The organism is Pedobacter nutrimenti (genome assembly GCF_003208655.1).
Classification (GTDB): domain Bacteria; phylum Bacteroidota; class Bacteroidia; order Sphingobacteriales; family Sphingobacteriaceae; genus Pedobacter; species Pedobacter nutrimenti.
Genome location: NZ_QKLU01000004.1, coordinates 478,693 through 492,896, shown reverse-complemented (window position 1 = coordinate 492,896; position 14,204 = coordinate 478,693). Strand labels below are relative to the sequence as shown.

15 protein-coding genes are annotated in these 14,204 nt (G+C 40.4%); 11 read left to right on the top strand and 4 right to left on the bottom strand.

The window, feature by feature from the left end; genetic code table 11:
- Positions 1 to 15 precede the first annotated feature (15 nt).
- The 3 genes from B0O44_RS13690 to B0O44_RS13680 all read right to left on the bottom strand — a co-directional run bounded on the left by B0O44_RS13690 (position 16) and on the right by B0O44_RS13680 (position 2,045).
- Entirely contained in the window at positions 16 to 909 is an 894-nt protein-coding gene (locus B0O44_RS13690) for an EamA family transporter (RefSeq protein ID WP_110831462.1), read from the bottom strand.
- Positions 910 to 1,162: 253 nt separating this feature from the next.
- A complete protein-coding gene (locus B0O44_RS13685; protein WP_110831460.1) occupies positions 1,163 to 1,438 on the bottom strand; it encodes a hypothetical protein in 276 nt (91 codons plus the stop codon).
- Positions 1,439 to 1,448: 10 nt separating this feature from the next.
- Positions 1,449 to 2,045 carry a sigma-70 family RNA polymerase sigma factor gene (locus B0O44_RS13680; RefSeq protein ID WP_110831459.1) on the bottom strand — a complete coding sequence of 199 codons (597 nt, stop codon included), beginning with the start codon at positions 2,043 to 2,045 and terminating at the stop codon, positions 1,449 to 1,451.
- Between the two features lie 182 nt (positions 2,046 to 2,227).
- On the opposite strand from B0O44_RS13680, the gene B0O44_RS13675 reads away from it, so the two are divergent.
- Both B0O44_RS13675 and B0O44_RS13670 read left to right on the top strand, forming a co-directional pair.
- Positions 2,228 to 4,576: a TonB-dependent receptor gene (locus B0O44_RS13675; RefSeq protein WP_170123334.1), complete on the top strand. Its 2,349-nt coding sequence runs from the start codon at positions 2,228 to 2,230 to the stop codon at positions 4,574 to 4,576.
- A complete protein-coding gene (locus tag B0O44_RS13670; RefSeq protein ID WP_110831455.1) occupies positions 4,573 to 5,418 on the top strand; it encodes a DUF4249 domain-containing protein in 846 nt (281 codons plus the stop codon). The genes B0O44_RS13675 and B0O44_RS13670 overlap by 4 nt, the downstream gene beginning before the upstream one ends.
- A gap of 51 nt (positions 5,419 to 5,469) precedes the next feature.
- On the opposite strand, the gene B0O44_RS13665 is transcribed toward B0O44_RS13670, so the two are convergent.
- Positions 5,470 to 6,702, bottom strand: coding sequence for a hypothetical protein (locus B0O44_RS13665; RefSeq protein ID WP_110831453.1), 1,233 nt, complete (start codon positions 6,700 to 6,702; stop codon positions 5,470 to 5,472).
- 290 nt (positions 6,703 to 6,992) lie between these two features.
- Between B0O44_RS13665 and B0O44_RS13660 the strand changes: the two genes are divergently transcribed.
- From B0O44_RS13660 to B0O44_RS13615, 9 genes are all read left to right on the top strand, one after another.
- A complete protein-coding gene (locus B0O44_RS13660; protein ID WP_110831451.1) occupies positions 6,993 to 7,670 on the top strand; it encodes an HAD-IA family hydrolase in 678 nt (225 codons plus the stop codon).
- A 7-nt stretch (positions 7,671 to 7,677) separates the two neighbouring features.
- On the top strand, positions 7,678 to 9,009 hold the full coding sequence (locus B0O44_RS13655) for a DUF5690 family protein (RefSeq protein ID WP_211321375.1): 1,332 nt from the start codon (positions 7,678 to 7,680) through the stop codon (positions 9,007 to 9,009).
- Between the two features lie 26 nt (positions 9,010 to 9,035).
- Positions 9,036 to 10,190, top strand: a complete 1,155-nt coding sequence (locus B0O44_RS13650; RefSeq protein WP_110831449.1) for a TIGR03364 family FAD-dependent oxidoreductase — start codon at positions 9,036 to 9,038, stop codon at positions 10,188 to 10,190.
- A 79-nt stretch (positions 10,191 to 10,269) separates the two neighbouring features.
- Positions 10,270 to 10,743 (top strand): DUF1905 domain-containing protein, encoded by a 474-nt coding sequence (locus B0O44_RS13645; RefSeq protein ID WP_110831447.1) that lies wholly within the window; start codon positions 10,270 to 10,272, stop codon positions 10,741 to 10,743.
- A 190-nt stretch (positions 10,744 to 10,933) separates the two neighbouring features.
- Positions 10,934 to 11,281 carry a hypothetical protein gene (locus B0O44_RS13640; protein WP_110831445.1) on the top strand — a complete coding sequence of 116 codons (348 nt, stop codon included), beginning with the start codon at positions 10,934 to 10,936 and terminating at the stop codon, positions 11,279 to 11,281.
- Between the two features lie 211 nt (positions 11,282 to 11,492).
- A complete protein-coding gene (locus tag B0O44_RS13635) occupies positions 11,493 to 12,209 on the top strand; it encodes a DUF4397 domain-containing protein (RefSeq protein ID WP_110831443.1) in 717 nt (238 codons plus the stop codon).
- 432 nt (positions 12,210 to 12,641) lie between these two features.
- Positions 12,642 to 12,998, top strand: a complete 357-nt coding sequence (locus B0O44_RS13625; RefSeq protein ID WP_110831438.1) for a hypothetical protein — start codon at positions 12,642 to 12,644, stop codon at positions 12,996 to 12,998.
- A 100-nt stretch (positions 12,999 to 13,098) separates the two neighbouring features.
- Positions 13,099 to 13,398 carry a hypothetical protein gene (locus tag B0O44_RS13620; RefSeq protein ID WP_110831436.1) on the top strand — a complete coding sequence of 100 codons (300 nt, stop codon included), beginning with the start codon at positions 13,099 to 13,101 and terminating at the stop codon, positions 13,396 to 13,398.
- Positions 13,391 to 14,158 (top strand): carbonic anhydrase family protein, encoded by a 768-nt coding sequence (locus tag B0O44_RS13615; RefSeq protein ID WP_110831433.1) that lies wholly within the window; start codon positions 13,391 to 13,393, stop codon positions 14,156 to 14,158. Before B0O44_RS13620 ends, B0O44_RS13615 begins: the two co-directional genes overlap by 8 nt.
- Positions 14,159 to 14,204: the final 46 nt, after the last annotated feature.

Genomic DNA, 14,204 nt, shown 5'->3' with positions numbered 1-14,204 from the left:
GTTTTTTTAAAAGCACTAAGAAGGTTGGAGTTGTAGCTTTTTTCTGTTCATCCAAATAATAGAAAACAGGATCAGTAAAATTCCAAGCCATTGGTAAAAATCAATATGTTCTTTGAGGATCAGCTGTGAACAAATGACAGCCACTGGTAATTCTGCCGACATGAGAATGGCACTGTATCCGGCGCCTATATTGGGGATCCCGTTGCTAAACAGAAGTGGTGGGATGACCGTTCCGAACAGTGCCAGTAAGATGACCCATTTAATCAGACCCGTATCGAAATGGCTTTGGGTCAAAAGTTCCCGCGCATTAATTGTAAACAGAAGAACTGCAGATCCCATCATCATAACCGAGCTTTTTGTGAGCATAGGGACATCTGTTTTGATTTTACTACTGACAACGATATAGATCCCATATAAAAAGGCAGAAGCCAGGGCATAAACAATACCCTTTACAGAAAGACCTGTTGTTTGGCCGCTTAGCATCCCGCTGGCCATTATTGTTCCGGTCAGGATTAAGGCAATACTCAGTAACTGCAGGACAGTAGGGGTTTTTCTGAAAAAGACCCAGTCTAAAAGGATTCCAATCCAGGTAAACTGCATGAGCGCAACGATCGCAATAGAAGCAGGAATATATTGAACCGATAAATAATAAACAAAACTGGTCATACCCAGTGCTGCGCCTGCAAGAGTAAGCGCCAGCCAAACACTTTTGGTAGGAGTAGTAGTTGCAATAGTTTTATTCTTTTTGCTGAATAAACGGAGTAAATATAGAATGGCCATACCCAGAAAAGCCTGAAGAAAAGCAATTTCAGCGATGCTGTAACCTTCATGGTAAGCCAGTTTTACAAAAGTAGAAAGTATACCGTAGCTGCACGCACCGGCGAAAACCATAAAAATAGATTTTGTCATTGGTTCTGATTGTTTAAATGAAAGAATACGAAAACTGCAGGAGTGCCTGCGAAAATAGAACGTACGCAAAACAACCAGTTCATCAGGGCCTGATGAATCCTTAAACTGTTCCCTGCCTTAAACCAGGCTTATCAGGAAGCGAAACGGTTGTTTTGCCTGCTTATACAGCTGGTGGAGGAGTGGCGGTAAAAAAATATCCCAGTGTCATTTCATTTAATTTGTGAAGCAATATAGGGAAATTAAAAACACTTCTTTAATTTTTATTCATTTCCTGATTGATGCGTTGCTGCAATTTCTCCTTGAAATTTTCATCCAAATAAACTTCTGCGTTTCCTTGGCTAGGAAAACGTTTTTTAATCCATTGATTGATCAGCAGGCTCTGCTGTTGAAACAACCGGCATACACTGCAACCGGCCAGATGAAGGTTAAGTTCCAGTTTTTCCCTGGTGCTTAAGGGGCTGAACTGCTTTTTTTCAATAAGAAAAGTTGCTTTGCGGCAGTTGTAAATGATTTTAGTAAAAGTGTTCATGTTGAAAGCTTTAAATCCAGTTTTTTTCCAGGCAGGCCCTAAGGCTAAGTTTGGCCCGGTGTATAATGACCCAAAAATTAGAATGGCTTAATTTCAGTTCGGTGCAAATCACCTCAGTTTGCTCTTCGTCCATATGCTTCATGGAAAAAACGGCAAACCATAACGCAGGTAATTTTTTCATGCACATTTGCAGAATGTGGTTAAACTCCCGGTTTTGAATGACCTCATCCGGCTGAGCGGCAAATGCCTTGGGCTGGTGTTCTACATTCCAGTGTCCGTTTTCTGCATCAAAAAAATCCTCCTGGAGCACTTCATGATGCCGGACTTCATCCTTTGGGGCCAGGCCCGATGATTTTTTCCGGTAAAGATCAATAATCTTGTTCCGGAGTATGGCCGTGAGCCAGGTTTTTTCCGTACTCCGTCCTTCAAACTGGTCTGCTTTTTCCAGGGCTGCCAGAAAAGTTTCCTGAACCAGGTCGCGGCATTGTTCTTCCTGGTTTATTCTGACAATGGCATAACGGTACAGGTAGTCCGCATAGTTAATCACCCATTGATTCGGATTTAAGGACCTGGTACTGGCAGGATTTGCTGTTTTATCGCTTTGCATAAATGCCGCTTCTAATAGTTAAAGATAAGAATCTTCCCTTTAGTCGAAGAAAGGGTATAATCCTTACAGTTCATTTTGCAGGATCCTGTTTTTTGCTCGGGGGAATAAATAGAGATCAATGATTGTACGCTATATAAAAAATGACGTTCTTTACGGCATATCGCTCTATCCGGTTACCTTATATGTCCAAGATACTTTTCGTTGTTGCCTTCCTGCTTTTTGCCCTTCAGTTAAACGCTCAGAAAATAGTCCTTGAAGGCCTTGTCCTTTCAGATTCTTTGCAAAAACCAGTGCCGGGTGCCCGAATTCAGTTGAAGGGAAAAGTGTGGACAAAGCGCATATTGACCGACCGGAACGGGCAATTCAGAATGGAGCTCGAAAAGGGCCTTTATGAAATCCAGGTGCAACACATTTCTTTTGGGATAATGATTAGGAATTGGGAAGCCCTAAGGAATGAAAAGATTTCGTTTTATTTAAAATCAGCCAGTCAGCAATTGAACGAAGTAACTGTTCAGGGAAATAAAAAGGGACAAATGCAAACAGGCCTGAATAATTATCACCTGCTTAAAGCAGATGATGTGGCTAAAGTTCCTGGATTTTTAGGAGAGGGCGATTTGATCAAAACACTCCAGACTTTACCAGGAATTGGGAAAGGTGGAGAGGGAAATGCCGGTTTGTTTGTGCGGGGTGGAAATGCCGGTCAAAACCTGGTTTTATTTAACCATTCTATTATTTATAATCCCTCCCACCTGCTGGGTTTTTTCTCTGTTTTTAATACCGATGCTGTAGAACAGACGCGGTTTTATAAATCGGGGATTCCATCTGAATATGGCGGACGCTTATCCAGTGTTGTTGATGTCAGGAGTAGTGAACAAATTGCAGATTCAACCATTATTGAAGGAGATTTGAGTATTCTTGCCGCAAAAGTAAACCTGAAAGTTCCCCTTGGCGAAAAATGGTCATTTGCCAGTTCCATAAGAAAAACTTTTATGAACCAGACCGTGTGGCCGCTGGTGAACCGGATGATGCGTAAAGATGAAACCAGTAACAGTGTGAATTATGATTTTTATGACCTGAACTTTTCAGCTGCTTTTCAGCCAAATAAAAAGGACAGGTTTTTTGCTTCTGTTTACCTGGGCGGTGATGATTTTAAAATGAGTGTACAACAATTTAACATTCATAATGGCATGGACTGGAAAAACAGGGCAGCGAGTTTGAGCTGGAAAAGAAGTTTTTCTGAACGCGGCCTTTGGGAAAATACATTCAGCTACAGCAATTATCGTTTTAATTTTTATCTGCAACAGGAAGGTTTTAAAGCTGGAATTAATTCGGTGGTCAGGGACTTTTCGTACAGTTCTGTTGTACAGAGTTCTATAGGAAGACACCACATCAAAGGAGGTCTGAATCTGCTGAGACATCATTTCAAGCCAAATACACCTTTTTCTGGAAATACCTATACCGATTTTGATTACGGACTGCAGAACACCTATAACATTGGCGAAAATTCTGTTTTTGCAAGTGATGAATTCAGGCTTTCGGAACGAATGACTATATATGCCGGATTGAGGTTTACCTATTATCAGCACAAAGGACCTTACAGCAGTACTGAACCGGATGGATCGCTGAACACCTATGCAAAAGGAAAAACAGTAAGTGACAATTTTTTTCTTGAGCCCAGCCTGACCATGAAATATTATTTGAACAAGGAGACGGCCTTAAAATTAACCTGGTCCGATAATGTACAAACGGTGCATTTGATTCCCATTACCTCGGCCAGTTTTCCAAGCGACATCTGGATGCCCAGCATTTCAGGGGTACCACCCGAAAGAGGACAGCAGGTAAGCCTTGGCATATTTAAAGACTGGGCAGAGGCGGGGTATGAGGGCTATGTGGATGTTTATGCCAGGCGTATGAAAAACGTGATAGAATTTTCCGGTGGAATGACCACCTTACTGGATAACCTGAAAATTGAAGACCATGTCCTTTTGGGTAAAGGAAGGAGTTACGGCGCTGAATTCTATTTGAAAAAAAACAAAGGCCCTTTAACAGGTTATTTGAGTTATACCCTGTCCAAATCTGACCGCATTTTTACGGCGTTAAATGAAGGAAATGCTTTTCCTTTTAAGTACGACCGTAGCCACGATTTTACCCTGGTTTCAGCTTATGAACTCAGTAAACGCTGGACCATTTCTGCCTTGTTTACTTTTGCAACAGGAAATGCTTATACCATGCCGGTCAGCCGCTATTTGATTGCAGGTAATGTGATTAACGAATATGGAAAATATAATGGTTCCCGTATGCCGGACTACCATCGTTTAGACCTTTCTGCCGGTTACCAGTTCCATACTGCCGGAAAGTATAAGAGCATACTTTCTTTTTCAGTTTACAATGTATATAACCGGAAAAATCCGATTTACAATTATTACCTGGCCCGGGGCAGTTTAAATTCCGGAAAAGTAGCCATACAGGAAAAATCAGTGGCCCTACTTCCTGTATTGCCGGCAATTAACTATAAAATATTTTTCAAATGATCAGTTATTGGAAAAACATCTTAATGGGACTGTGCCTGGTTGCCATTTTTGCCTGTAAAAAGGAAGAAAAATCGGAAAGCTATAAACCCAAGTTTGTGGTGGAAGGCTGGATTGAAAACGGGGACTATCCTTATGTCCTTCTTACCCATAACCTGCCTTTTTTTACCACAGTTGATTCAGCGCAGCTGGCAGAAATTATTATCCGTTATGCAAAGGTTACCGTTAGCGACGGAACGCAAGAAGAGGTGCTTACCGGAATGCGGGATGACCGCTATTTTCCTTATTTTGTATACAGGGGAACTTCCCTTAAAGGGAAAACCGGTGGAATGTATAAACTAAAAATTGAATATGCAGGAAATGTACTGGAGGCGGAAACATCTATTCCCAAAACGGTCCCGCTGGACAGCATTTGGTTTAGTCATCGCCTGAAGGATCTTTACCAGCTGAATGTACGTTTTCAGGATCCACCGGGAGAGAAAAATTATTATAAATTGTACACCAGGTTTGAAGATGTAAAAACATTTACCCCTACATTGATGTCCAATCAGGATGACAAATACTTTGATGGTAAAAAGGTGGTGCTGCAGGTAAACCGGGGAGCAGAAAGCAACTTGACCAATAAATATGACCCTTATTATACTTATGGAGATCAGGTTATGATCAAATTCTCGGCATTGCCTCAAAGCGGCTTTGAATTTTGGAACAGTTTTCAGGACGAGATTTTAAACAGTTCGAATCCCTTATTGGGTAGTACTGCAGCCCTTAAAACAAATATCAAAGGACCTGGATTAGGCATTTGGTGTGGGTATGGCTCTACGGTTTATAAAATGACAGCTAAATAAAAAAGGAGGGATTGTAAAAAATCCCTCCTTTTTTATTTTAACTCTTTTTGACTAAAAGCGTCCTTTATAAATATCAATGTCACTGATCAGTTTACTGAATCCTGAATTGAAAAAGGTATTGAAGCTCAATTTGGAATTGTCTTTAAATGTCATACGAGGCTCCTGGTAATAGTCTGTAAGGGAATAGGTGATGTATTTGTTTTCATAATAATCCCAGTAGGTATAAGTTGTTGTTTCTTCCCTTGCTGCAAAATCTATTTTCGCAATGATGGCATTTTCTTTCTTATAAATGGCATGTATGCTGGAATACTTATTGATCGCTTCTATGGTTTTATCGTTTCTTTCTTTTCCATTACTGTTTACCAAAGTCCTTTTTACATCGTCAATTGCTTTAAGATCCACTTGTCCCGCCAATTGAATGTTCATAATGTTGAAAGTCGAATTCGCATTTTTGAGTACATCGCCAATACGCTCTGCTCCGTCTACATTGGAAATATTGAAAGCGCCTTTTCCAGTTGTGATAAAGCTAAACAGTTCTTCTGTTCCTTTTGCAAAGGAAATGGTCGAGGCTGCAGATTCTGTCGTGCTGCTCACATTGACTTTAAAAATGAATGCGCCCATGGTCAAATTGATATCCGATTTGGAAGGACTACCATCTGCCCTATATTCAAAAACAGAAGTCAGTTTCATTTCTTCTTTGTCATCGACTTTTAAGGATGCAGTAAGGGCCGAAGGGAGTTCGTAAACTTTACCGTCTACAGTTGCTGTTTGAGCTGCTGCTGTATAACTCATGGTTAGTTTAGCATTGTTGGTGGTACTTGCCGCAGAAGCAGGATACACAACTTCCAGTTTGGTGGTTGACTCTGTTTTTACCCATTTTTTATTGGTTTTGTCCCAGGTAAAAATACCATAGTACTTACTCAGGCCTTCTTTTGTGGCCACTGTGGTCACTGCTGCAAAAAGTGCACTCATGTTTTTTGCCTGTGCAGCACTGTTAACCGACATGACCTGTTTAGCAGTAATGGAGTTTTGCAGCATAAAAGGCTCCAGGTTTGATAAGTTGGACAATGCTTTAATGAATTTCTCATCGGGTAAGGTATTGATCTTTTTAAGAAGATCTGTGCCGTTTTGTTCAAGACTTTGTTTGTGCTGTTCCACACTCAGGTTAGAGTATTCCAGTTTAACAGGAGGAAGTACAGGAGGTGGTTCGTCTTCCGGTAAGCTTTTTTTACAAGATAATAAGGTGCTGATCAAGAGCGCTGAAAACAGAATTGTTTTTTTCATAGATGCGTTAATGTGCGGGTTAAATTTATTCCGCTAAGTTAATTTATTTTTTTTATCCATTGGGTTTAAAATTAATAATAGTTAAAAAACATGCTTCTATATATGTTAAGGCCCGATCATTCGACTTGAATTTACATGCTGTTTTTATCGGGTTTACAAAAACTTAATATTGAGGTAGTATACTCATAATAAACAAAGTTTAGTTTTGCTATACAATTAGAGAGGTGCTTAAAATTGTGTCGATGCACAGTGCCTCTGCACTTAAAGGAAAAATATAAACGAAACAAAAGATGTCAATAAAATTAGTTGTTTTTGATATGGCAGGGACCACCGTGAGCGATGAAAATCACGTTAGCCTGGCCTTTCAGTTAGCGATGCGCAACTTTGGCTATGCGCTGGACCTGGAAGAGATCAATCCAATGATGGGTTATAAGAAACCAGTTGCGATCCGGATGATGCTGGAAAAATTAAATGCCGGCCCTGAAAAGTTAACAGATGTTTTCATTGAGGAAATACATGCTGTATTTATCAGCAACATGATCCGCTTTTATCAGGGATCTCCGGTAATTGCATTGCCGGATGTGGAAGAGACTTTTAAAGAGCTCCGCAAAAGAGGAATTAAAATAGGACTCAATACCGGATTTTCAAGAGATATTGCCGAACTGATCATCGAACGTCTGGACTGGGCAGAACGTATAGATATTCTGGTTGCAAGTGATGATGTGGAAAGGGGCCGTCCTTATCCGGATATGATCCACAAAATGATGAGCGAGTTGTCTGTCTCGCGCAGTGAAGACATTGCCAAAATTGGAGATACAGAAGTTGATGTGAATGAAGGCATTAATGCGGGTTGCAAATATGTTATCGGAATTACAACCGGGGCCTTCAAAGCGGAGGAGCTGGCACTTTACCATCCGACGCATATTATAGACCATATGTCGGAACTGATTCCTATTATCACTTCATAGTACTGAGATGAATTTGTTGGAGTCTGCCAGAAAACGTGTACACCAATGGCCATATGGCTGGATGTCTGTCTTTGCTGCCATTGCAGCCTTTAGCTGTTACACCAGTATGTATGCCTTTCGTAAGGCATTTGCTGCCGGAACATTTGAAGGCAGTCATCTTTTAGGAATAGACTATAAAGTATGGCTGGTCATTACCCAGATGATCGGTTATACCTTAAGTAAATTTTATGGCATACGGTTTATTGCAGAATCCTCCTCTAAAAAGAGGCCGGTTTATCTGATCCGGCTGATTCTAATTGCCTGGACGGCACTTTTAGCTTTTGCTGTAGTACCTGCGCCCTGGAACATTGCTTTTATGCTGATCAATGGTTTTCCGCTTGGAATGATCTGGGGATTGGTGTTCAGCTATCTGGAGGGCCGCAAAAGCACAGAATTTATGGGCGCTTTATTATCCATCAGCCTGATTTTTGCCTCTGGATTTGTTAAAACTGTGGCCAGGACAATGATGGGTATTTTGCCTGTCAACGAGTTCTGGATGCCCTTTTGTACCGGCTTATTGTTTATGCTGCCTTTTCTGCTCAGCGTGTACTGTCTGGAATTGGTGCCAGCGCCAAGCCCTGAAGACCAGCTCCTGCGTACCAAACGGGTGCCTATGGATGCAAAACAGCGGAAAAAATTTATCCTGAGCTTTTTCCCGGGAATTGTCCTGACCCTGGTGATTTATGTTTTGCTAACCCTACTTAGGGATATGCGTGACAATTTTGAAGTGGAAATATGGCATTACCTGCACATCAGGGACAATCATATTTATACAAAAATTGACCTGATTATTTCTGTTGCAATTCTGGCACTGATCAGTTTGTTGATCCTGATTAGAAATAACCTGAAAGCCTTTACGGTGATCCATGTAATGATCATTAGTGGTTGTGTACTTTGTGGCATTTCGACATTTGCTTTTGACCAGGGGCTGATCTCTCCGGTTGCCTGGATGTGCCTGGTCGGAATGGGGCTTTATATGGCTTACATTCCTTACAATGCCATATTTTTTGAGCGGATGATTGCTAATTTTCATTTTAAAGGAAACATAGGCTTCATTATTTATGTTGCCGATTCTATGGGCTATCTTGGGAGTGCCGGGGTCCTGATGTTTAAGGAATTGAATACGTTTGAACTGAGCTGGGGTGTTTTTTTTAAACAGACGGTGTATACGGTTTCTGTCCTGGGCAGTATTTGTGCCTTTTTATCGCTCGTTTATTTCCGGCAAAAGACACTTTCAGAAAAAAGAAAAAAAAACAATGCGGCTGAAAATCATAACCTGGTGGTGGCAGCAGAATATTAAAATATTTTATAAGAACAAAAGACACAATGGATAAATTTGACTTGATTGTTGTAGGCGGCGGAATCTTAGGAACCTTTCATGCCTATCATGCTTTGAAACTTGGAAAAAGGGTTTTACTGCTGGAAAAAGATAACTATCCGGTTGGCGCTACCGTTCGTAATTTCGGTCAGGTTGTTCCCTCGGGAATGGCGCATGAATGGTTTGGTTACGGAGTGCGGTCGCTGGAAATTTACAAGGAGATTCAAAAAGAGTACGATATTTCAGCAAGAAACCTGGGGAGCGTTTACATTGCTTCAGATGAGCAGGAACAGACCCTTATACAGGAACTTCATGATCATTACAATACCTTGGGTTATGAACAGAAACTATTAAGTAAAAAACAAGTGTTGAACAAGTACACAGCTTTAAAGGAAAGTTATGTAAAAGAAGCTTTGTTTTTTAACAGGGAAATCAGTGTTGAACCTGAGGTCATGATCCATAAACTACAGGCCTATATGCAGGTAAAATTTAAGCAATTCAGACTGATGTACAACAATCCTGTAATTGACTGTTTTTCAGGTGGCGGGGATGCAGAAATCCGTACGGCCCGAAATGAAAAATTCCAAGCCAAAAAGGTCATCATTTGTAATGGTTACGAATTTAAACTCCTGTTCCCCGATTTGTTTAAAAACAGTGGTCAGGAAATCAGTAAACTACAAATGATGAGAACTGCACCAATGAAGGACATCGCTTTGGAAGGGAACGTCCTGACAGGATTAACCATTAGACGATACGAAAGTTTTGAAGAATATTGCCCTTCTTTTAAACATATTAAACATCCGGAACATTATACGGAACTTAAAAACTACGGCATTCATTTATTGTTTAAAATGGCACCTGATGGCAGTATCATTATAGGCGATTCCCATGAGTACGCCGGTGTCAATCATTTTGATGACCTAGGTTTTAACCTGAACAGTTACATTAATGAGCTGATGCTGCGAGAAGCCGAAAGGATCGTCAATTTCGATGTCCGTAAAATTGCCAGTAACTGGGCAGGCTATTATCCACAGCATCCTGAAAAGCACATTCTGGAATATGATTTGGAAAACTGTATCCACATCCGGACTTGTATTGGTGGTAAGGGAATGACAGCAAGTGCGGGCTATGCAGAAATGAGCATACAAAAACTTTTTGCCTAAACTGAGGAGCCCTTTGAGGCTCCTGTTTTTTTGCCTATTTTTCTCTTGGATTTTTAAGCTTTAGGAGTAGCTTTGAAATATGGAGCATAAATTTAGCGCAGTGATTTATCAGACAGGCATCAACTGGTGTGTTGATGTCCCTGCCGAAATTTCTGTCCGGCTCCTGGCAGAAAAAGGATACATCAGAATTAAAGGAACGGTTAACGGTTTTTATTTTACGAAAAGCCTGGTTCCTGTAAAAAATGCGCCTTACCGATTGTTTGTAAATCTGATCATGATGAAGGGGGCCAAAACAGCTGTGGGGCAATCGGCTGTTTTTGTAATTGAACAGGCTGAAAATACAGATGAGGCCGATTATCCTGCACCCGCTTTAATGACAGAACAGTTAAAGGCCCATAATTTGACAAAAGCCTTTGAAAGCCTCACACCTTCCAGGAAAAAAGAAGTTTTAAGATATCTGTGCAGACTGAAAAGTGAAGATGTTTTACGCAAACATATACAAAGACTAATCACCCAGCTTTTAGAAAAAAGAAAAGACATCCGCATACCATAAATTGTTTTATGGCTGATCTTTCCAGATGACTTTCTATTTAATTTTCTGCTAAAGGTTTTGTACAGAATTATTATTCAGGTAACTCCTAAGAATGAATAAAATGATTATTCTAAACAAAGACATGGATATGTAAATTCGGGTTCTGTTTCATAAAGAACCCGGTCTGCGAAATTTAAAAGAAGTCTTTGTTATGAGTAAAGAACTTGCCTACAGTATCAATCGTTTTGCATGGATGCTCCATGTTTCGGGAAGTATGGGCTCCTGCGCCATCCCCAATGCCGGCCACGAAATTGAATCTGCGTACAAAAGCCTTACAGATTTGATTTTTCAGCAGATTCTGGATGAACCAGAGCTGGCCAAAGAAACACATGAGCTTATAAAAAAAGAATTGCTTAAGCTAATGGAAGAAGCAAACGAAGTCATGACATTTTTTAAAAACATCAATATGGAACGTTATTCTACTGCCGGTATTATTCAGGTGAAGCTGCAGGTTATATTCGATTTTCTCGACGATTACCAGGAAGAACATAAACTTTAAAAGACATTTGTTTTTCTTTCTTAACGTATTTTAACAGTCCTTAACATACTTTAACGAGGGCTTAACATTTTTTAACAAAGGCTTTCCAATCTAAAGGCAATATTTGTATTGCTGTTACCAAAAACCCTGTTAAAAAGGTTTAATGGCCCTTTTTTGTGGGAAAATCAGGTATTGCAGGATACTGAATTTTAACCTTTAAATTATCATAATCATGACCACTTTTACCAAAAAAAAATCCGGAAGTCCAATGCCCGGACTTTTAGTTTTTGCCCTGTTGTGTTTTAGCCTGCTTTGGAGCTCATGCAGTAAAAAAGACGATACGACAGATCCCGGCATTGGCTTTCTGACTGTTGTTAATGCTTCACCAACGGTGGGCACCTTTAATGTGTATGTAGGGGGGACGTTAAAAAACAATGCAGCCTTACCTTTGGGCGGGGCAATTATTCCTTACATGCAACTTGCAGGTGGGAGTTATGATGTCAAGTTTACCACAGCTTCCAGTACAGATAATCTTTTTACAAAAAACATAACTTTAACCGGAAGTAATACGTTTTCTTTTTTTCTAATTGGACGCACCGGGGCATTGGATGGAATACAGGTTACCGATGCCATGACCGCAACTTCCAGTACACAGGCATTTGTGCGTTTTGCGAATTTATCTCCTGATGCACCATCTTTAAATCTTAAAGTTACCGGTGGAAATAAATTAGTGGACAATCAATTTTACAAACAGGTCAGCTCTTTTATTCCGGTTGATGCCAATACTTATTCTTTAGACATCGCCGATCAGAATACAGGAGCTGTAAAAGCTACTTTGGCGGGAACAGCGTTAACTGCCGGAAAATATTATACGGTAATGGCAACCGGGTTATTAAACCCTGGTGCCGCCGAACAATCGCTCAGGATACAAGTGATCAATAATAAATAAAATCCAGTTTCCTTTTTACATAGTAATGCCGGGCAGTCCCTTTGGAACTTCCCGGCTTTTTTTGTTTGCAATTCTATGGAAAGCATGGTTCATTCTAATAAAAAAATTTCTACATTACTCCCCAAATTTAACCTCTCTTACTCTATGTTTGAAATTAGTCGTTTTGCTTTGGTAGGTTTACCATTAAATAAGACATTTTTATCAGGGCCATTTTTTGATATTGTTTCAGAACAAACATTTAAAATGAATGTTTTGAACAAAGTGAGGCTGAACATAATTTAGTATTCTTGTTCAGTTTAAGATGATTAATCCCCGCCTTAACCCTGCAATGGAAAGATTTCTATTCTATTTTGTTCAGACATTCCTACTATTTAGCTCACAAGAGCGCTGCCGGACAAGGCTATTAAAATCTAATGAGACAATGTGTCCGGTATGAAAAAAAATCTCTCGCATAGTTTAAACCGTTTTGGCTGGATGCTGCATGTCTGTGGCAACACGACCATCAATTTGATAGAAGAGGCCGAGCCCGGTATAGAAGATGCATACAAGTCCTTAACAGATATTATTTTTGAAGGTATAGTGGAGGAGCCCGAGAAGACAGGACGCACGCATCGTTCTATAAAAAAACAGCTGCTCAAATTGATGGAAGAAGCAAAGCAAATTATGGCCCTGTTTAAAAGATCTTCAGCGCATTTTGACCGTTATGTTATTGCCTATATGATCCATAGCAAAATGCAAACTATTTATGATTTTCTGGATGACTTTGAGGCTTTGCCCTCCAATAAATAGTCAAACCGGTATCAGGGAAGCAAAGTTATTAGGTATTTATAGGGGAAATAATTTGAGCAGGATTGACGTTTAGTTTTGAAGAATTACTAATTTAGTCGGCATGCACGAATACAAGGAACAGCTTTTTCAAAACCTGAAAAAACATTTAAAAGGATCGGGATGGACAATGGTAAAACTCTTTGAAGGAAGAGGAGAAATACAATTGATCCTTCCGGATAATGTTGATGTGGAAAAAGAATTCAATCAATTGTACAGCATATTGGACCGCTTACCGGATATTGACCTGGAGCCTGAACAGGTCATCATCAGCTATTGTCATAAAAACTGGTTAAACTATCACTGTACCATTATTAACCCAAGCCAGGAACTGGTGGTTAAAAGTATGTATATTGATGAATAGCTCTGAACTTTTACTGGCCCTTTCCCTGATGATAATGATCATTCTTTTTATTGGTAAAGGCAGAAAGAAAAATAAAGCAGAGCAGGAGCAGGGGGGCGATGGTGCCCTGAAGATTGATGCGGATAAAGTGATTTCCGGAAAGCTGCTTACCGCCCAACAGCAGGCAGCTATGGCGCCGGAAACTGTCTTGGAAATTCTTAAAAAAGGCAATCTGCAATTTTTAGAAAGTATTTTGACGGTGCGGAACAATTCCGAACGCATCCGGTTGGCTTCCCTGGGACAGTACCCGCTGGCCGTGGTCTTGTCTTGCCTGGATTCCAGGGTTCCGGTGGAAGATGTTTTTCATCTTGGGATGGGGGATATTTTTGTTGCGCGCGTTGCCGGTAATATTGTAAATGAAGACATTCTGGGCAGTCTGGAGTATGCCTGTAAAGTATCCGGTTCTAAGGTCATCGTTGTTCTTGGGCACGAGCACTGCGGGGCGATTAAATCTGCAATAGACGATGTCAAACTTGGTAATATTACCTCCTTGCTGACTAAAATAAAACCGGCAGTACTTTCGAGTGAAAACTTTCCGGGAGAAAAAACATCCTCCAACGCAAAATATGTGCATCATGTATGTGAACAGAACGTAAAACTCAGTGTGGCCCGGATCCGGGAAAACAGCCCGATTTTAAAAGAGATGGAAGACCAGGGAGGAATTCTAATTGTAGGGGCGGTTTATGACATGAGTACTGGTAAAGTAAATTTTTCCATGTAATTGCCTGAACATTCCTATATTTATTCCGCTTGTGTGGGGCAGAAGA